Origin of the sequence: Streptococcus suis S735, assembly GCF_000294495.1 — a bacterium.
Classification (GTDB): Bacteria; Bacillota; Bacilli; order Lactobacillales; family Streptococcaceae; genus Streptococcus; species Streptococcus suis.
In genome coordinates this window covers 660943-680583 of sequence record NC_018526.1, presented here as the reverse complement: position 1 = coordinate 680583, position 19641 = coordinate 660943, and the positions used below count along the sequence as shown (strand labels likewise).

At 40.3% G+C, this 19641-nt stretch carries 14 protein-coding genes and 3 pseudogenes; 6 read left to right on the top strand and 11 right to left on the bottom strand.

The window, feature by feature from the left end; all coding sequences use genetic code 11:
- Window positions 1-558: 558 nt before the first annotated feature.
- The 4 genes and pseudogenes from YYK_RS03375 to YYK_RS03360 form a co-directional block, all read right to left on the bottom strand.
- Window positions 559-846 (bottom strand): DUF1905 domain-containing protein, encoded by a 288-nt coding sequence (locus tag YYK_RS03375; RefSeq protein ID WP_011922237.1) that lies wholly within the window; start codon window positions 844-846, stop codon window positions 559-561.
- An 8-nt stretch (window positions 847-854) separates the two neighbouring features.
- Window positions 855-1508: pseudogene (locus YYK_RS03370) on the bottom strand (DNA alkylation repair protein).
- Entirely contained in the window at window positions 1498-2007 is a 510-nt protein-coding gene (locus YYK_RS03365) for a GNAT family N-acetyltransferase (protein ID WP_011922234.1), read from the bottom strand. Before YYK_RS03365 ends, YYK_RS03370 begins: the two are co-directional and overlap by 11 nt.
- The gene (locus YYK_RS03360) at window positions 2008-2625 is read right to left on the bottom strand and encodes a DUF5052 family protein (RefSeq protein WP_011922233.1); all 618 of its coding nucleotides are present in this window, start codon (window positions 2623-2625) and stop codon (window positions 2008-2010) included.
- A 351-nt stretch (window positions 2626-2976) separates the two neighbouring features.
- Here YYK_RS03360 and YYK_RS03355 point away from each other — a divergent pair, with 351 nt between their 5' ends.
- Window positions 2977-3753: a DUF6261 family protein gene (locus YYK_RS03355; protein ID WP_012775631.1), complete on the top strand. Its 777-nt coding sequence runs from the start codon at window positions 2977-2979 to the stop codon at window positions 3751-3753.
- Window positions 3754-3815: 62 nt separating this feature from the next.
- Here YYK_RS03355 and YYK_RS03350 read toward each other — a convergent pair whose 3' ends face one another.
- From YYK_RS03350 to YYK_RS03325, 5 genes and pseudogenes are all read right to left on the bottom strand, one after another.
- Window positions 3816-4748, bottom strand: a complete 933-nt coding sequence (locus tag YYK_RS03350) for a hypothetical protein (RefSeq protein WP_014635943.1) — start codon at window positions 4746-4748, stop codon at window positions 3816-3818.
- Window positions 4700-5959 carry a restriction endonuclease subunit S gene (locus YYK_RS03345; protein WP_011922229.1) on the bottom strand — a complete coding sequence of 420 codons (1260 nt, stop codon included), beginning with the start codon at window positions 5957-5959 and terminating at the stop codon, window positions 4700-4702. The genes YYK_RS03350 and YYK_RS03345 overlap by 49 nt, the downstream gene beginning before the upstream one ends.
- Window positions 5952-7593: pseudogene (locus YYK_RS09925) on the bottom strand (HsdM family class I SAM-dependent methyltransferase). Before YYK_RS09925 ends, YYK_RS03345 begins: the two are co-directional and overlap by 8 nt.
- A 4-nt stretch (window positions 7594-7597) precedes the next feature.
- Window positions 7598-10651 (bottom strand): DEAD/DEAH box helicase family protein, encoded by a 3054-nt coding sequence (locus YYK_RS03330; RefSeq protein WP_011922226.1) that lies wholly within the window; start codon window positions 10649-10651, stop codon window positions 7598-7600.
- Between the two features lie 92 nt (window positions 10652-10743).
- Window positions 10744-12060, bottom strand: a complete 1317-nt coding sequence (locus YYK_RS03325; RefSeq protein ID WP_014917232.1) for an FAD-containing oxidoreductase — start codon at window positions 12058-12060, stop codon at window positions 10744-10746.
- 214 nt (window positions 12061-12274) lie between these two features.
- Between YYK_RS03325 and YYK_RS03320 the strand changes: the two genes are divergently transcribed.
- A complete protein-coding gene (locus YYK_RS03320) occupies window positions 12275-13084 on the top strand; it encodes a PrsW family glutamic-type intramembrane protease (protein WP_012775045.1) in 810 nt (269 codons plus the stop codon).
- Between the two features lie 43 nt (window positions 13085-13127).
- Here YYK_RS03320 and YYK_RS03315 read toward each other — a convergent pair whose 3' ends face one another.
- Entirely contained in the window at window positions 13128-14798 is a 1671-nt protein-coding gene (locus YYK_RS03315; protein WP_014917231.1) for a formate--tetrahydrofolate ligase, read from the bottom strand.
- A gap of 401 nt (window positions 14799-15199) precedes the next feature.
- On the opposite strand from YYK_RS03315, the gene YYK_RS03310 reads away from it, so the two are divergent.
- The 4 genes from YYK_RS03310 (at window position 15200) to YYK_RS03295 (ending at window position 18801) form a co-directional block, all read left to right on the top strand.
- Window positions 15200-15895 carry a phosphopantothenate--cysteine ligase gene (locus YYK_RS03310; protein ID WP_014636373.1) on the top strand — a complete coding sequence of 232 codons (696 nt, stop codon included), beginning with the start codon at window positions 15200-15202 and terminating at the stop codon, window positions 15893-15895.
- Entirely contained in the window at window positions 15888-16436 is a 549-nt protein-coding gene (coaC, locus tag YYK_RS03305; RefSeq protein WP_011922221.1) for a phosphopantothenoylcysteine decarboxylase, read from the top strand. Before YYK_RS03310 ends, coaC begins: the two co-directional genes overlap by 8 nt.
- Window positions 16423-16992, top strand: coding sequence for an ECF transporter S component (locus YYK_RS03300; protein ID WP_002935390.1), 570 nt, complete (start codon window positions 16423-16425; stop codon window positions 16990-16992). Before coaC ends, YYK_RS03300 begins: the two co-directional genes overlap by 14 nt.
- Before the next feature lie 90 nt (window positions 16993-17082).
- A complete protein-coding gene (locus tag YYK_RS03295; protein WP_002935389.1) occupies window positions 17083-18801 on the top strand; it encodes a phospho-sugar mutase in 1719 nt (572 codons plus the stop codon).
- 161 nt (window positions 18802-18962) lie between these two features.
- Here YYK_RS03295 and tnpA read toward each other — a convergent pair.
- A pseudogene (tnpA, locus tag YYK_RS09920) lies at window positions 18963-19476 on the bottom strand (IS200/IS605 family transposase).
- Window positions 19477-19641: the final 165 nt, after the last annotated feature.

Below are 19641 nucleotides of genomic sequence, written 5' to 3'. Positions count from 1 at the left end.
GTCTATCCCCAGACTGTTTCACTCCCACCCCCGCACAGTTGATTAGGTTAGATTTCGAGTGTAAAACACGAATTGCTGAGATTTGCTTCGCAAATCTTATCTCCTACCTTTAACAGTCCACTGGACTGTTAAACCCAATCAACCACTGCGCTGAGATGTTGACACGAACACTGAGAAGTGGGCCAGGGCTTTTTGCCCAGCCTCACTTAGTATACAAAAAGCCCACCATAAAGGTGGGCAAGGGCATCGTTTCCGATGAGAATAGAAGGTTCACACAACTATTCAAGGTCCGCTCCTGCGTTTCAATTAAATGAAGACCTCCCTAGCGTCGAAGGGAGTGGGAAAGAACTCAACTTGTCAACCAAGAGTTCGTCTTCCCACCCCCGCACAGTTGATTAGGTCAGATTTGGAGTATAAAATACGAACAAATCTGCCAATCAACCACTGCGCTGAGATGTTGACACGAACTCTTAGAAGTGTGCTGAACCTTAATCCCCCCACTACTCGGCTCATCGCATGATTCTATTCTACCATAATCTCAAGGATTTGCAAGCCTGATTACTCCATTCGTTCTTGAATGGTTACCTGTACTCTATCACCAGCCTGTTTTCCAATAGCCGCTCGAATAGCCTTTTGAACGCCAATAATATAACAGATATTGCCTGCTTCATCCTTAACTCCCATATTGACAATGGAGCCATCATAGGGATGACAATCAAATCTGGCATGTACCTTTACCCTCCCCTTACCAAACTCTTCTCGTATATCATAGGGAAAGATGATATAGGCTCCGCCCTTATCCGGTACTGGATGGATAAGGGTTTCAAATTCATAGACTTTGGACATGGCTCCTCCTAGATATACTTACTGGCTTCGCGAATGGACAAGCCTGCCATTTGTGAGCTGTACTTGGTAAGAAAAACTCGTACCCATTCAGGATTGGTCTTGGAATAATCCCGCAAACTCCAGCCAATTGCCTTATTGATAAAAAATTCAGTCTGATTGAGATTATTGATTAGGATTTGTTCCAACAGTTTCGTATCTGTCTTTTCTTTTTGGAGAAGCTGGTGGTCAATGGCAATCCGTCTCAACCAGAAATCATTATCCAAACTCCATTCCAAGATTGTCTGCTTGGCCTCTGGATTTTCCAAGATAATCTTACCAACTAGCTTATCTAGACCGTCAATACTATCCCATCAAGACTTGGTCTGAGCTAGCTCTTTCAAACGAGGTAAATCAGCTAGAACCAAGTCTTTCTTCTTGGTAACTAGGTAATCAATAGCGATATATTGAAATTCACGGTAGGGCTTAGACCAGCAAGCCTCTACAAAGTCCCAGTCAATTCCCTGAGCCTTGAAATCTTTGAAAAACTGCTTGGCAACTTTTCGGCGGTCAGGCGTTCGTACACCTAAGAATTCAAAGTTATTTTTCATATAAGCTTTCATAGGCTGGGCCTGACTAGCATCCGCCACGGCCAACAAACGTTTTTCTAATTCGTTAATCTTCATTTTGCTTACCTACAAGAGATTTTTGAAGCCAGACAATATCATGCCAGGTATCAAATTTATAACCAACTTTTTTGAAATGAGCCACCTGTTCATAGCCCCTCTTCTCATGGAGTGCTATAGAGGCTGCGTTTGGTAGGGCGATACAGGCTAAGAAATTTTTAAAACCACGCGCTGTCAGGTCCTTTTCCAAAGCATTGTAGAGAAGAGTTCCAATTCCTTTTCCGCGCGCTTCTTGCTTGATATATACGGATAATTCCACCGTCCAATCGTAAGCCGCACGGGCATAGTAGGTTGAAGCGTAGGCATAACCCACAACTTTACCTTCTTCTACTGCGACCAGATAGGGAAACTTCTCCAAGGTCTTTTCAATTCGACTTGCAAAGGCTTCGACAGTCGGTACTTCTGTTTCAAAGGTAATAGCGGTCTTTTCTACATAAGGAGCATAAATTGCCACAAGGTCTGCCGCATCCTCTATCCTTGCGGAACGAATGTCTATCATTTAGTTCTCCAATAATTCTCTATCATAAATTGTATAATCACAGCGGTAGATAATCAACCGCTTGCCATCAATTAAGAGTTCAGAAGTCTTAGGTGCATCAGATGCATAAAGAGATACTTTATCACCTACATAAGTAGCAAGCGGGGTTCCGTTTTGCGAACGAATCAAGACCACCTTTGCCTTACCTGTAAAATCATTTTTGAGACTAGATACCATACGGTTAACAAGCGGAATTGCACGATCGTAATTTGCGATATCTACTGTGGTCTGATATTTCGCATACAAGTCTTCCAAACCTTCTTCTGCCGCAATCAAAGATGAGCCTACGTGGTCAATTTCGTAATTCCCAAGTGTCACCTTCAAGACAGAAGAATCCGCATTGGAATAGCCTTCGGCATCCACCGAGTCAAATTCCTGATTCCGCGAAATCGATAGGGACTTACCAGACATTTCATCTATCAACTGAGAATTTTCATCATAAGTCCGTACCGTCATCTCCAAGCCAATCCATTCTTCCTTGGTATTTTTCCACCAATTTGAAATCGACTGACAGGCTGACAAAGTAAACAAACTTGCGACTAAGACAGCACTAAGTGCTAGTTTTTTATTCCATTTCATATAAAACCTCCAATGGTTGATACCTTATTGTACCACGGAATTGCCTAAACAAAGAAAAATGTGTGCAAGGTATTCAATAAACAAACTGAGATCATATCCTTTCAATTTGAAAACAAGCCTAATCAATAATTTTATTCCAAAAACAATTTTTAAATATGCAAGTCAAACTAATTTGCTATTTCCAAACATTTATATCATTGTGTTTTGATGCAATTCCTTAAAAACACAATTTTATTATAGGTGAATGTACTGTTTTGACAAGTTTTAAAAAATTTTTTAAATAATTCTATTTTTTTCTACTTATTTACGAATAAATAAGATGACCGGAAAAAAAGATAGTGAGGTACACAAATGAAAATCCGAATCCCTTTATATGCACAACATCTGAATCAAGCAGAATTTACACAATTGATCACAAGTAGTGTTGATACCTTGAAACAGTACAGTTCTTCCACCAATGACCCCATGGTAACGGACTTAATCAAACAGCTTGAAGAATCCTTACCCTTACTGAAAAAAAGTCTCAAACAAAAACGTGGCTCAGACATGACTAGTAACTTAAACAAGGCTCTAAAGAATCGAAAGGCTGACTACTCTGCCTTCGTCAACGGACTCAAACTTTTTAAAAATACTCGGACACCCGAGAAATTACAAGCCTATCACCGACTACAAGAACTCATCAAACTATACAAAAATACAAGGTCTACCAATATGCAAGAATCATCTGCTTTGATTGATTCTTTGCTAGCCCGACTGGCGAAGCCACCCTACTCAGAAGATGTTAGCCTACTTATGTTAGATGAAGCTATTGCCAATCTCCGTGAAAGCCATGAAAGTACATATCGTCTCTATCTGAAAAGAAGTCAGGACACCAGCACTCGCGAAAAAATAAACAGCTTGGAAGTCCGAAAAACAGCCTTCAATCTGTACACCCTCCTTTATAGTCACTTGGTCAATAAAATCAGCTATGACCCAACAGCCCCTGAAAAAGTTATCTTGCAAGTCCTAAATGATATTCGCCAAGATTTTTCAGAAAGAACGCGACAGAAAAATCAAACAGGAACTAACTCCGCTACAATAAACATTGTAACAACCTTACCGCAAGGAAAAGAGATAGAAACGACTTAGAAAAATACCCCCTAGTCAACATGATTAGGGGGTATTTTCTGAAAGTATTGAATGTTCTTGAACTACAATTTTTCAATAATCCGCACACCAATAACTTTCTCTTTCAAAGTTGACGGATCGAAATTTATTTTAGGATAACATCTATATCTCAATTTCTTTCTCATAGCTGAACTAAGGTATTCAGGGTAGCGAATCTGTTTTTGAACATCGAATTTATATTCACCCAACGGAATTTCATTTGATTCAATTTGTATTTTTCCAGTGTTATCATGTGTATTTAAAACTGTAATTGTGCCCGAAATTTGAATCTCTTCGGAAGAAAGAAATTCTTTTTTATCAAATATTTTTATATCTTTCTCACTAACCTTGAAGCCCCTACCGTCACTAGAATTAAATGAGATTTCATCAATATTTTCATCAATAGAATGAACCAATTTGGAGAAAGAGGGAGCAAGTTTTGGAGATAATTCTCTTACATATTCTGGATATAGATAGTTATTTATTGTAATATCTCCAACACTTGAACTGTCACTTACCGCTACGGCTATTGAACCATCACCGACATTCTCAATACTTACCGATTTACCTTCTTCTTTGGCAGAGGAAATTGTTTTTATAAAATCATAAACAGTTGTGATAGCTCCCCAAATAGTTTGACCATGTTCAAGTAAAGGAAGGGCATATGAATTCATTACAATTACTAAATCAGCTAAGAAAGAACCATGTTGAAAATTGTCAATATATAGTGCAAAATTACCACTTTCACTCTTTTTGAGCCTATCTTCGCTTATCATATGTAAATACGTCTTTTCTGATAACTTGGAAAAACTATCCAAAGATTTTAACAAATATTTAAGTTCGTAACCTTTAGATTCATCCATTGCTTTACCAGAAATTCTGATCGTGACCTTGCTTAATTCACTCATAGCATAAACCTCTATTTTCGTTACTCCTCTACCTTCACCTGCCCATTCATCAGCATTGGCAAGAGCCAATCACGGAGTTGGGTCAGTTCTTGGTTTTGTTTTAAATTATTTTCAATTACATCTAAAAGACTTCTGACTTCATTTGAAAATACCTTCTGAATTTCTTTATTTGGGATCACAATGCGAATTTCTGAAAGTGTAGTTTGAGAAATATTTTTCATTATAGTTCCCGCAGATTGATTAGACATGAGCATTTCAATATTCTTTAGATGATAAAATACATAATAAAATAGATTCAAATTGGCAACAGTTGCACCAATAATAAAACCTGAATAAATTGTGTTAACTGGAATATCAGAGACTATCCTAGTCGCCCCAGGAATTCCACTGCGAGTTATCAGAATTGTTCTATCTGTAACAAGATAGCTTTCAATACGTCTTCTATCTAAAGTAATTGAGTCCAAATCATGAGTAGTAACAAAAGTACTAGAATTTGAAATGTTCCGTACGTTTACAATTTTTGAAAGCGTATCCCCTGTCTCAGATTTTTCATAATTGATTCCATTTCTAAATTCACATATCTCACCCAACTGCTTCACTCCCCACCCTTCTGGGATTTCCCGTTTGAGTTGGTCGTTATAGACCATTTTACCACCAGAGGACTTGTAGGGCTTACCATTTTCATCAGGGAAATCAAACTGCACAAACCAATAATCATAAAGCGTCTTGGCCATAGCCTCCAACTCCTCGTTGATTTGGTTATTAATTAAGATTTTTTTATCAATAGTTGACAATAAGTTGACAATTCTATCTTGATAATCTTTGTTGGGAACCTTTAATTTTAATTTTGTTAAGTAGTCGATATTAATATTATCTTGGATACTACCACTAGATGTCTTCTGAATTTCTTTTTTTATTAATTCAAAAACATAATAAACAAACAACTCACTTGATTCATTTTTATGTGCATTAAAACCAACAACACTATCAGGAAAACACATTGGGTAAGATAGAATCGCTGTTTCAGCAATATTTGCTGCTATTGTAATACAAAGAGTCCCTTGCTTCCATAGCTTACTTTGTGACAAACCAAATTCGTTATAATAATCACTATTCTTTGTTACATAAAGATTTGAATTTTTAATATCACCTGTCTGGATTAGCGGATAGGTTCCATTAGTAAATAATTTTTTATCATTTCTTGGACGATGTTTAGATTTTCCCCTTGAAAATCTTCCCAGTTCAGACAAACTCTTTATTTGCCATCTTACCTCACTCATACCTCACCCCCCTCAGCTGCTCCGCTATTTCCTTTTCCAATTCATGCGATTGGGCAAAGAGGTTAGCTAGGCGGTCTTGGTAGCCCTGCATTTTTTCTTCAAATTCTTCTGGGCTAATATCAACGTAGTCAATCTTGATGTCAAAGTACTGACCTGCACTGAGGGAGTAGTTCTTATCCTTAATCTCTTCATAGCTAACCTTGACAGAGAAGTCTTCGACAACTTCTTTGTTAATAAAGGTCTGAATGATTTGGCTTTCTTCATCAGGGCTAAGGACTGTCTTTTGGTTCTTGCCTTCCTTGACCTTGGTGCCAAGATTAGAAGCGTCAATCAAGACCACATCGTCCTTATTCTTCTTATCGATAAAGAGAATGGACACATTGGTGCCTGTGGTCGCAAAGATATTGGACGGCATGGACACAACGCCTGCCAACATCTTTTCATCGACAAGGTGCTGACGGATTTTCTTGTCAATACCTGACTGGGCGGTGATAAAGCCCGTCGGCAAGACAATAGCTGCCTGCCCGTCTTCCTTCAAACTATGGATAATATGCTGGATAAAGAGTTGGTAAATAGCCATACTCTCTTTTTTCTTGTTGGGAATCTTTGGCACACCTGCAAAGAAACGTTCACTGCTATTTGGCAGGCTTTCTACCTGATCTCGCCACTCAGAAAAATCTAATTTGAAAGGAGGATTGGACACGATATAGTCCATCTTCTCCACATGACGATTGTTGAGAATGGTATTTCCCTGTACGATATTGTGAATGGAATGCTGCAAGCCATTGAGAATCAAGTTGAGACGCAAGAGATTGGAGGATTTCTGAGAAATATCCTGACTGTAAACGCTGGTACGGTCGGTACCAATCTGACTGGCCAGATTCATCACCAATCTGACTGGCCAGATTCATCAAGAGAGTCCCCGAACCAGCAGAAGGATCATAGATTTTGACATTACTTGGTTGGTCATTGCCCACCAAAATGGCCGCGATGATTTTGGCAACAGAGTGAGGTGTGTAGTATTCCGCATACTTTCCACCACCGTCTTTGTTATAGTCCTTAATCATGTACTCAAACAAGGTGGAGAAAAAGTCAAAGCCCTGTGAAAAAATCTGCTGATCAAACTTAACACGCGCCAAGAGATTGATAATAGAAGCTGCCACTTCATTTCGCTTGCTGGCATCTGAAATCGTATCCGTAATCAAGCGTTGATCAAAGAGGCGAATATCTGTTCCACCGTCCGTATGGACAGAGAAAATAGCATTGTTGTCAATAGCAATCTGATTGAGAGTCTGTTCAAAAATCTCAGCAAAATCTGCTTGGTTCTGTTGACGGTGTAGGCTTTCAATCAGCTGTTCAGGTTTTAGATGAGCAGTTTTAGTCCCAATATCATCTAAAAACCAGTCATAATCTTCTTCAGACAAGTCCAAAAGACCTTGATAGTCATAACGATTGTCAACGATCAAGGCTTCATACAAAAACTTGTCATTTAAGAACTTGTAAAGGAAGGACTGGGTCAGAAGTTTGTACTCCCCCGCTTCTCCTCCAAGTCCTGCATGGGTAAAGACGGCTTTTAGGTCATCAACCAAGCCTTGTACTTGACTTTGCACCTGCACGATATAATGTTCTTCCATTTGTTTAATATTCTCCTTCATAGACTTCCATTAGGGAACGAATCAACTTATCATAATCGACTCGTTTGAGTTGCTTCCCTACTTCTGTTTTCATCATTTCTTTACGGGCCAGTTGCCTGATCTGCGCTACCAAATAGGCTTCGTTTTCCAGAATGCCTTGATTGAGCCCGATTTGATAATCAATCAGAGGTTTGGCACCTTTTAGCACCTGATAAATAGCTGGGAAGTCACTGACAACTGTTGATTGGGTAATGTGCTTAAAGGCACGGGCAGACATGGTATCTCCACCAAAGTTCATGGCCAAGCGATTCATTCTTGTTTTATAGTCTTCTACTGAATCGAATAAACTTTGATAGGCTTGTTTGGTTTCTTTAATGGTTGAGAGACTATATCCTTCTACTTCCTGTGTCATGTGCTTGTTTAGGATGCGTTGAAACTCTTCATAAAGACTTACCCATTCAGGATCTTTTTCATCTCTCCGTAGATTGATACCATTGGCCACACGGCGTCGGATATCGTCCAAATCATTGGCTGCCAGTCGTAGTTCCTCTTCCTTTATCTTGGTAAAACTAAAGCTAGTCTCAGACATGGCTAGATTCAGTAGTTGCTGACTAGAAAAACTATCTGGTTTTTCTAACAAGTTCAAAGTCAAGAGGCGGCGGGACAGCATATTTAAAAGGCTAGCAATTTCTCCTATATTGACCTGTTTGACAATATCGTGGTAACCATGCAAACGTGCCATGTTGTAGTACTGACGAATGGTTTCAAGAGATTTTCGGAGGGCGATTAACTCTTTCCTATCCTTGACTTCATCGATGGCTCTTCCGAAAAATTCTAAGTTATCTGTCGGATAGTTCATTAGAACTCGGTTAGAGCTCGCTAGCTGTTCCTGGACTTCTTCTGGGGACACAAAAATAGTTCCAAAAGGATTATCTCCGTCTTCTTCTGTCAAAGCTGCCTGGTATTCCCGATTGAGTTCTTCCAGATAGGCTTTATTGGTCTTGTCAAATTCCTTGGAAATGTCCGCAAAATCAATGACATAGCCAAAAGCATAATCCTTGTACGGACGGTTGACACGGGTTAAGGTCTGCAAGAGATTATGGGCCTTGATTTTCCGTCCAAGATAGAGCCGTTTCAGCCTTGGTGCATCAAAACCAGTCAAGAGCATGGAGTAGACGATGACAAAGTCTATCAGACCGTCCTTGAATTTATCCACTTCTTCTTTCTTGTATTCCTTATCCCCAGCATCATGTAAAATCAAGGTTGAAGTGAATGATGTAAGCCCTGCTTTTCGACGGTCTTCTAACTGTTTGTGTAATTCTCGGGCTTGTTCTGAAGAATCACAGACCACCATTCCACCGATAGACTGGTCGCCAAATAAGATCTCTCGTGCTCTTGTAAAATCATCAAGAATAAAGTCTAGCATTGGAGAGACATAACGGGGGTGGGCAAAAATTTCTTTCTTTTCAATGGAGCCTTTTTGAATCTCTTCGTGTACAGCTTGTAGAGTTTCCTTGTAAGAAGTTTCAATATCTTCCCTCATCAACCGTAGGGTAAAACCGTCAGCAATGGATTGATTATAGTAGTATTTGTGGATATAGTCCCCAAAGATATCACGAGTCGTCACAGCTGTTTCCTTGGTTTTACCGTCAGCCTTTGTCGCAATCAAAGGCGTTCCTGTCAGTGCAATTTTAACAGCTTCTTTATCAGCATTATATAGATTTGGCAGATAGGAACCTTTTTCATTGTAAGAACGGTGAGCCTCATCAATGAAGTAGATATTTTGCCGATTCAAGTCATAGCCTGAATGATCTGTCAAATCAGAGGATTCTTTGAATTTTTGGATGTTGACAACAGAAACATGGTGCTGGTCTTGAATCTGATTTAACTCGCTTGGTTTGTTAATTCGTTTGACTTTGAGACCACGCTTGCTAAATTCCTTATAGGCTTGATCAGCCAAATCCAATCGGTCTACCACAAAGTAAAACTGCGGGACAACACCTCTTTTAGCATAAAAGTCTCGTAAGTATCGGATATTGAAAAATGCTAGAGCGGTTTTTCCAGAACCTTGCGTATGCCAAATAACACCTTTCTTCATCCCTTCTTCCAATCCTCGCTCAATTGCCTTGGTCGCAAAATATTGAGGATAGCGCATGGCGTGTTTTTGTAGTTGAATCTGGTCATGCTCATCTCGTTCTTCCACATAGACTAGACCATAGCGGAGCATGAAAAAGAGCCGTTCTTTCTGATAAAGGGAAGTTAAAAAGGAATTGCAAGGACTTGCAGGATCCAAGTTGGTTCGGAATTCAACTTGCGACTTGAGGGCAAAACGATTGACATCTGTGAGAACCAAATCAATCATCTCTTCTGTTAAGCTAGACAGGCTAGACTGTACTTGTCCCTCCTGCTCTTCCTTGAAAGAGTTGAACTTGGTACCAGATGAAGCATTGGTGCAGTAATAAGAACCTTGCAACTGTTGTCCTTGGCTATCATCATAGGGAAGATTGTCTGAAAAAGCAATCAACTGTGTGATATTGTTAAACCGTCTGAATTTTTTATTTTCAAAGCGGAGCTTGGCACGTTCTTTTTCAGAGTGAATTCCTGTTTTTCCATCACGAATAGCATCTGGTTGCTTGACTTCGATATAACTGAGAGGGAGACCGTTGATAAAAACGGTGATATCAGGCCGGAACTCTTCCTCACCATTTTGACAGGTGACTTCTAAGGCTATATGGAAGGTATTCTCTTCCATATTATCCCAATTGATATAGGTGTAGCCAGAATCTGCATGAATCCGATTAAAAAAACTTCGTCCTAAATCATCTTGTTCTAATTCCAGGCGAATGTTTTCAAATTCTTGTTCAAAATCAGCTTCACTTGCGTAATTATTGAATGTTAAAAACTGTCGCTTAAAAATTGATAGAAGGATATTGGTTGAATGGTCTCTGTTTTTTATGTCTTCACTTGTAGCCGAAAGATAGTCATATCCAAGCCGAGTCAAATGCAAAGCAGCTGGCAACTGAACTCTTGTAAACTCATTGTGTTCCTTTCTTATCATACAACTCTCCTAGTCTTTTCTTATCAATCATTATACCATATTTGCAAGTGCTGACCGACAAAAAACCGCCCTATTGGACGGTTATTACACTATTAAAAATTAAAGACATCGTTCAAATTCTCAGCCATAGTCGGATGGGTGAAGATTTGTGTTTTGAAGTAGGTATAAGGAATCTTATTGTCAATCGCCATAGCAATCAAGTTAATCAGCTCCTCTGAATTGCGACCAAAGAGAGTCGCCCCCAGAACAAGCTTACTTTCCTTATCCACGATAACCTTGAAAATGCCTTTGAGGTCATTATTGACATGGGCACGTGGCATATTGGCGACAAGCAATTCGTTGGCAATGTAGTCGTAACCTGCTTCCTTGGCTTCCTTCTCGGTCAGACCAACACGAGAAAGCACAGGCGTGATAAAGACGCTGGTCGGAATAGACTTACGTTGGCTCAAGCTATAAGTTCCAGTCCCAGTCAACTTGCCGAAAACGATACGGAAGTCGTCTAGGGATGTGTAAGTGAATTGTGGACCGCCATTGACATCTCCCACCGCATAGACACCTGGAACAGTCGTTTCGCAGTAGTCATCCACCTTAACAGCACCATTTTCCAAAAGCTCAATCGCCGTATTTTCCAAGCCCAAGTCAGCAGTGTTCGGCACCCGACCTGTCGCATAGAGGACAGCGTCGAAAATTGCTGTTTCGCCATTGACCGTCACAGCAACTTGCTCGCCCGCAGCTGCGACTTGCTCGATTTTCGCACCCAAGACAAAGGTCATGCCAGCTTCTTCCATATACTCCTTGGCTAGCTGAGCGACTCCTTCCTCTTCTCTTGGTAAAATAGCAGAGCTGGCTTCATATACCATCACCTGGCTGCCGAGTTTGCTGTAAAGTCCAGCAAATTCCAATCCAATGTTACCACCACCGATAATTGCCAACTTGTTAGGACGAGTTTCCAAGTTCTGAATGCCTGTACTATCATAAACGTGAGCTGTATCCAACAAACCTGGAATTGGAAGCACGCGCGACTTAGCACCTGTGTTGATGACAATAGTTTCCGCAGTCAGTTGAATCGACTCTTCACCGGCCGACACTTCAACGACTTTGTCCGCAACAAAACGCGCGTGACCTTGATAAAGATTAGCACCACTGCCTTTCAAGACTGCCTCGTTTTTGTTTCGCAGACGAGTGGTGACTGTTTCCTTTTGCTCCATTACCTGCTCAAAAGTCCAGTTTTTATCTGCTGCTACCAAGAGGGTCTTGGTTGGAATACAGCCAATATTGATACAAGTCCCGCCAAACATAACAGGATTTTCCTCAACCAAGGCAACCTTTTTTCCAGCTGCTGACAGCTTACCAGCCAAGGTCTTACCAGCCTTTCCAAAACCAATGACTACTAAATCATATTGTTCCATAAAATACTCCTTTATTTTTTCAACATTAGTCTATCAAAAAAGAAAATTTTTGGCACAATTCTGCTACGGCCTATTATGGAGTCCTAGTTGCAGGAAAAAACATTACAATAACTGAGAAGGTTTAGATAAAAAATAGGTGAATAATAGACAAAATGTACTTATTTTTGATACAATGTATCCGTACACTAGTTTATTAATACAGAAAGGTCAAACTATGAAAGAAAAATTTCAAATGTGTAAAACTTATCTTCCAGTCGTCTTAGCAACGATTGGATTTGTCAACGGTTGCAAAATTATCTTTGGAGAATTAGGTAAGCCAAATGGCATGGAAGCTAAATATTCTCTCTTTCTCCTAACCATTTCCTTGGTCGCTATCTACCTCATTCCCCTACTAGTACTGACATATTCCTTAGCTAAACGCTATAACATCTCCAAACAAGTTATAGGGCTTAGCTGGCTTTTAGGCTTAACAAGTAGCATCTCTTTTTCTGAACTGGGACATACAGCTATCGGATATTTCCTGCTCGAAATTGTTAAAGCTAGTAATGATTTCCTAAATGACTGGGGTGCAGCTATTTCAGGTCCATTGGCAGAAGAAATCGGTAAAGGGCTAACTGTTCTACTTGTACTGCTTATTTGTAGAAAAATGACACTAAAAAATGCATTGGTAAGCGGAGTGATTGTTGGATTAGGTTTCCAAATCATGGAAGACATCACCTTTGTTTTTAGAGACATGTTCATGAATAAATTAGACGGCTTTGAAACTATTCTTGAACGCGTTGGTCAAGCTGGTTGGGCCCATTGGGTTTTCACGCTTCTCTTTGCCATTGGCTTAGTAGCCCTTCTCACGAAAAATACAGGTATGTCAAAAGCACAGGGAGTATTTTGGATCGGTGCAAGCTTTGGAATCCATTTTCTCTTTAATTCACCATTCAACACTGGTATCTTCCAGACGGTGTTTCCTATCTTGAGTATTTCCCTTGGCTTACTTGCCTATCGAACGGTTGAGAAACTATCTGAATAGACAAAAAATCCGCCTTTGAGCGGATTTTTTATATTCATTCTTGTTAGAACAAGCCGATAGCTGTCCCGTCTGCTGCCACATCCATGTTGAGAGCTGCGGGAGCTTTTGGCAAACCAGGCATGGTCATGACATCTCCAGTCAAGGCAACGATAAAGCCTGCACCCAATTTTGGCACAAATTCACGGACTGTAATGTCAAAGTCTGTCGGCGCTCCAAGGGCAAACTGATCATCTGAGAAGCTGTACTGGGTCTTGGCCATGCAGACTGGCAACTTATCCCAGCCATTCTTAGCAAATTCAGTCAGCTGGTTACGAGCCTTCTTCTCAAAGACAACGCCTGTACCACCGTAGATTTGCGTAACAATCTTGGTCACTTTCTCTTCTAAGCTATCCTCAGACTTGTAAAGACGTTGGTAGCTGGCTGCTTGGTTATCAATAGTAGCAACAACTGTCTCAGCCAATTCAACACCACCATCAGCACCATTTGCCCAAACACTTGCCAACTCGACAGGTACATCGATTGCGGCACAGAGTTCTTTGAGAACAGCAATTTCTGCTGCGGTGTCGGACACAAATTCATTAATGGCTACAACAGCTGGAATACCATACTTACGGATATTTTCCACGTGGCGCTTCAAGTTAGAAAAACCAGCTTTCACTGCCTCTACATTTTCAGCAGAAAGTTCTGTCTTAGCTACACCACCATGCATTTTAAGTGCACGGAGGGTGGCAACAATGACTACTGCATCCGGAGCCTTAGGCAAGTTCGGCACCTTAATGTCAAGGAACTTCTCTGCTCCAAGGTCAGCACCAAATCCTGCTTCTGTGACGGTATAGTCCGCCAAACGCAGAGCTGTTGTGGTAGCGAGGACTGAGTTGCAGCCGTGGGCGATGTTAGCAAATGGACCGCCATGGACAAAGGCTGGCGTGCCATAGATGGTTTGGACAAGGTTTGGTTTAATAGCATCCTTCAAAATAAGAGTCAAAGCACCTTCCACCGCCAAATCACGCACGTAGACAGGACTGCAATCGAAACGATAACCGATAACAATATTTGCCAAACGTTCTTTCAAGTCATTGATGTCTGTCGCCAAGCATAAAATCGCCATGATTTCAGAAGCTACGGTAATATCGAATCCATCTTCACGAGGAATACCATTGAGCGGACCACCCAAGCCAACTGTTACCTTACGAAGGGCACGATCGTTGAGGTCCACAACACGTTTCCAGATAATACGACGTTGATCAATGCCAATCACATTCCCCTGATGGATATGGTTATCAATCAAGGCTGAAAGGGCGTTGTTTGCTGTGGTAATGGCATGCATGTCGCCTGTAAAATGCAAATTGATGTCTTCCATAGGTAAGACCTGAGCATAGCCACCACCTGCAGCTCCACCTTTGATCCCCATGACAGGTCCCAAAGAAGGCTCACGGAGGGCAATCATGGTTTTCTTGCCAATTTTAGACAAGGCATCTGCCAAACCGATAGTAATAGTTGATTTACCTTCACCAGCTGGCGTTGGGTTGATAGCTGTCACCAAGATCAATTTCCCTGGCGCATTGTCTTTCACCGCATTGATTTTATCAAAAGACAATTTTGCCTTGTATTTTCCATATAGTTCAATATCATCAAAACTGATACCAACTTTTTCAACGATCTCTGTGATAGGTTTCAAGGTTATACTTTGTGCAATGTCAATATCTGTTTTCATGAGAGTACCTAATTTCCTTATTTTTTATGGATATTATACCATACTACAACTTATTTTCGCATATTTTTTTACTATTTATTCACTAACGTACGGAATTTTCAGAAAAACTACAGGTTTCCTTACTTAAACAGATACAAATTTTTAAAAACTGCATTCTCATCATAGCTCTACACTTCCATCTAAGGCTGGTTTTAGTTAGTTTTTTCAAAAGAGAGTCAGTATTCCTTTAAAAATTGCCTTGATTAACAAACCAACGCTTTCTTGCACAAAAACACTTCACTATATAATACAGGCCCTTATATTTTTTGTATTAGCAGCATCATTTTCCAGTGTCACAGATTGATTAGCAAATAGATTAGTACAAACTTTACGAAAAATAGAAATTCTAGTAAAATATGAACATGAAACTATTGATTACATCAGGCGGAACAAGCGAAGCTATCGATCAAGTCCGCGCTATTACAAACCATGCTTCTGGAAATCTTGGAAAAATCATTGCCGAACAAGCCTTGAAACGCGGTCATGAAGTTACTCTTGTGACTACAAGACAGGCTGTTAAACCAGATTCTCAGAAGAATTTAACCATTATCGAAATCACAAATGTTGATAGTTTGAAAGAAACATTAGAACCTTTAGTCAAAACACATCAGGCTCTGATTCATAGCATGGCTGTATCCGATTATACACCTGTTTATATGGCTGGTTTAGATGAACTAAGAGCAACTGAAGACATTTCTAGTCTACTAAAAAAACAGAATACAGAAAGTAAGATTTCATCCAAGGATGACTACCAAGTTCTTTTCTTGAAAAAAACTCCCAAGGTCATTTCCTATGTAAAAAAATGGAATCCAGCTATCACACTCTTTGGCTTCAAACTATTGGTTAATGTTCCTAAGGAGGAATTATTTGCCGTAGCTCGCCAAAGCATTGAACGAAATGGCGCTGATTATATACTTGCTAATGACTTGAAGGATATTGGAGAAAATCAACACATTGCCTATTTGGTTGATAAAACAAGGGAGATTCAAGCACAGACAAAAGATGAAATTGCTCAGCTCATTTTAAATACCCTAGAAAAAGGAGAACAAAATGGCTAATATCACACTTGCCGTTACTGGCTCTATTTCAGCCTACAAAGCAGCGGACCTAACTAGTCAATTGACCAAGATCGGTCATCAGGTTACAGTCCTCATGAGTCGCTCTGCTATGGACTTCATCACACCTTTGACTCTCCAATCCTTGTCAAAAAATCTGGTCCACACAGATGTCATGATTGAAGAAAATCCTACTCTTATCAAGCATATCGATATTGCCAAAGAAACAGACGTATTTTTAGTTGCCCCTGCTTCTGCCAATACGATAGCTAAATTAGCTAATGGTATGGCTGACAACATTATTACGGCAACAGCGCTGGCTCTGCCAATTGGTACTAAAAAACTGCTGGCACCTGCTATGAATACTAACATGTACCTCAATCCTGCTACCCAGAAAAATATCAAAACCCTCATAGAGTATGGTTTTGAGGAAATCAAACCGCGTGAAGCCCTGCTTGCTTGTGGAGATTTTGGAACTGGGGCCTTGGCTGAGGTAACTGATATTTTAGAGAAAGTGAGTAACACCCTTGATGAAAAAAAATAAATCAACTCAAATTGCTACAATTGCAATCTTCTTTGCTGTCATGATTGTCATCAATATATTGAGTTCAATTATTTTTAATATATTGCCTGTTCCAATAAAACCCACCATCGTACATATCCCAGTCATTATTGCTTCTATTATATACGGGCCACGTGTTGGGGCTTGTTTGGGGGCTCTCATGGGCTTAATGAGTATGACCCATAATACTATTATCTTACTACCAACCAGCTATCTTTTCTCCCCATTTGTTGAAAATGGTAATGTTTATTCAATCATCATTGCAGTTGTCCCACGTATATTAGTCGGGATTACACCTTATTTCGTCTACAAATGGATAAAAAATCGTAAAGGATTATTTATTGCTGGTGCAATTGGTTCAATGACCAATACTATTTTTGTACTTGGAGGTATTTTCTTCCTCTTCTCCTCTGTCTTTGATGGTAATATTCAAGCAATGTTAGCAACCGTTTTAGGTACCAATTCAATTGCAGAAATGATCATTTCTTCTGTATTAACTGCAGCGCTTGTTCCAACTTTACAGAAAATTCAAAAATAAATATCAGAAAATCATGTGAAAGCGTGATTTTTCTTTTCAAACATGGTATAATGAAAGCGTTTAATAGAAAAATTTTTAAGGAGATATGCGATGACTTATCAAGAAACCTATCAAACATGGCTCGACTTTGCGGACCTTCCAGATTACTTGCGTGAAGAATTAGTCGCAATGGATGAAAAAACAAAAGAAGATGCCTTCTATACAAATCTTGAATTTGGTACAGCTGGTATGCGTGGCTATATTGGCGCTGGTACCAACCGCATCAACGTATTTGTAGTCCGTCAAGCTACTGAAGGTTTGGCAAAATTGGTAGAATCAAAAGGTGAAGAAGCTAAAAAACGTGGTGTTGCCATCGCTTACGATTCACGTCACTTCTCGCCAGAATTTGCTTTTGAATCAGCTCAAGTTTTGGCAGCGCATGGTATCAAATCTTATGTATTTGAAAGCCTTCGTCCAACTCCTGAGTTGTCATTCGCTGTGCGCCATTACAATGCCATCGCAGGGATTATGGTGACTGCAAGCCACAACCCGAAAGAATTCAACGGCTACAAGGTTTACGGTGAAGACGGCGGACAAATGCCACCTGCTGATGCAGATGCATTGACCAACTTTATCCGTGCCATCGACAATCCATTTGCAGTTGAATTGGCTGACCTTGAAGCCAGCAAGGAAAATGGTTTGATTACGGTTCTTGGCGAAGAAACTGACGTTAAATATCTTGAAGAACTCAATGACCTCAACATCAACCCTGAATTGATTGCTGAATACGGTAAAGACATGAAGATTGTCTATACACCGCTTCATGGTACGGGTGAAATGTTGGCGCGTCGTGCCCTTGCACAGGCTGGTTTTGAATCTGTCCAAGTTGTTGAAGCACAAGCAACTGCTGATCCTGACTTCTCTACTGTCGCTTCACCAAACCCAGAGAGCCAAGCAGCCTTTGCCCTTGCAGAAGAACTCGGCCGTGAAGTCGGGGCAGATGTCCTTCTTGCAACTGACCCTGACGCTGACCGTGTTGGTGTTGAAGTTCGTCAAGCTGACGGTTCTTACTGGAACCTGTCTGGTAACCAAATCGGCGCTATCATTGCTAAGTACATCCTTGAAGCCCACAAGCAAGCAGGTACACTTCCTGCAAACGCTGCCCTTGCTAAGTCAATCGTATCTACTGAGTTGGTAACTAAGATTGCTGAAAGCTATGGCGCTACCATGTTCAACGTCTTGACTGGTTTCAAATTCATCGCTGAGAAAATCCAAGAGTTCGAAGAAAAACACAACCATACTTACATGTTTGGTTTCGAAGAAAGCTTTGGCTATTTGATTAAACCATTTGTACGTGACAAGGATGCTATCCAGGCTGTGCTTATGGTTGCTGAAATTGCTGCCTACTACCGTTCACGTGGCATGACCTTAGCTGACGGTATCGATGAAATCTTCAAAGAATACGGCTACTTTGCTGAGAAAACAATCTCTGTTACCCTTTCTGGTAAGGATGGTGCAGAACAAATCAAGGCAATCATGGCTAAGTTCCGTGATAACTCACCAGCACAATTCAACGCTACTGACATCGCGGTCTTTGAAGACTTTGCCCTTCAAACTAAGACAGACAAAGATGGAAACATTGAAAAACTCACTACTCCTCCATCAGATGTCTTGAAATACACCTTGGCAGATGATTCTTGGTTCGCTGTTCGTCCTTCGGGAACAGAACCAAAAATCAAATTCTACATCGCAACCGTTGGTGAAACACTTGCTGAAGCAGAAGAAAAAATCTCCAACATCGAAAAAGAAATCAACGAATTTGTTGGGTAAGAGTCACATAAATTAGAAAGTTCAAACCACCCGTCAAACGGGTGGTTTGAACAAGGGCTATAAGCCCACATCACCAGCCAGCGCCTAAAGACGCTGGCTTTCACTTTGTTCAAGCCTCACTGCTTTTGACTCGTCACTAGCCTCTTAAAGAGGCATTCGTACTACTTGCCATTATCCCTAAAGGGATCTTCATACTCTTTTACACTCAATTTATCAAGTGCTATATCATGTTTAACTCGCTTTTTAAGCTGAAGCTCGTGAAGAAATCATCCACTGGATAATTTCTTTATTCTTGTATATATTTCTTAATTGTGGCTTCATTAAGTCCAACCGTACTTACATAATATCCCTCTGCCCAGAAATGACGATTACCAAATTTGTATTTGAGATTGGCGTGTTTATCAAACATCATTAGAGCACTCTTACCTTTTAAATATCCCATAAAGCTTGATACACTTAATCGCGGAGGAATACTGACTAACATATGAACATGATCCGGCATCAGATGTCCTTCGATAATTTCTACGCCTTTATAACTACACAAACGCCGGAATATTTCTCCCAAACTACTTCGATATTGATTATAGATGATTTTTCGTCTATACTTAGGTGTGAAGACAATGTGGTAGAACACAGCCACTTTGTATGTGATAAATTATGTGCCTTTTGTGCCATACTTTTCTCCTCTCGCTTTACAATAGGCTTGAATACCTTTATTGTATCGCGTTTGGAGTTTTTTATGTATGAGCGGCTAGTTTTTGCCCAGCCTCTTTCAGGGGACAACAAAAGCCTTGACTATGGCAACAATGCCCACCAGATAACAAATCGCAAATGTAAAAA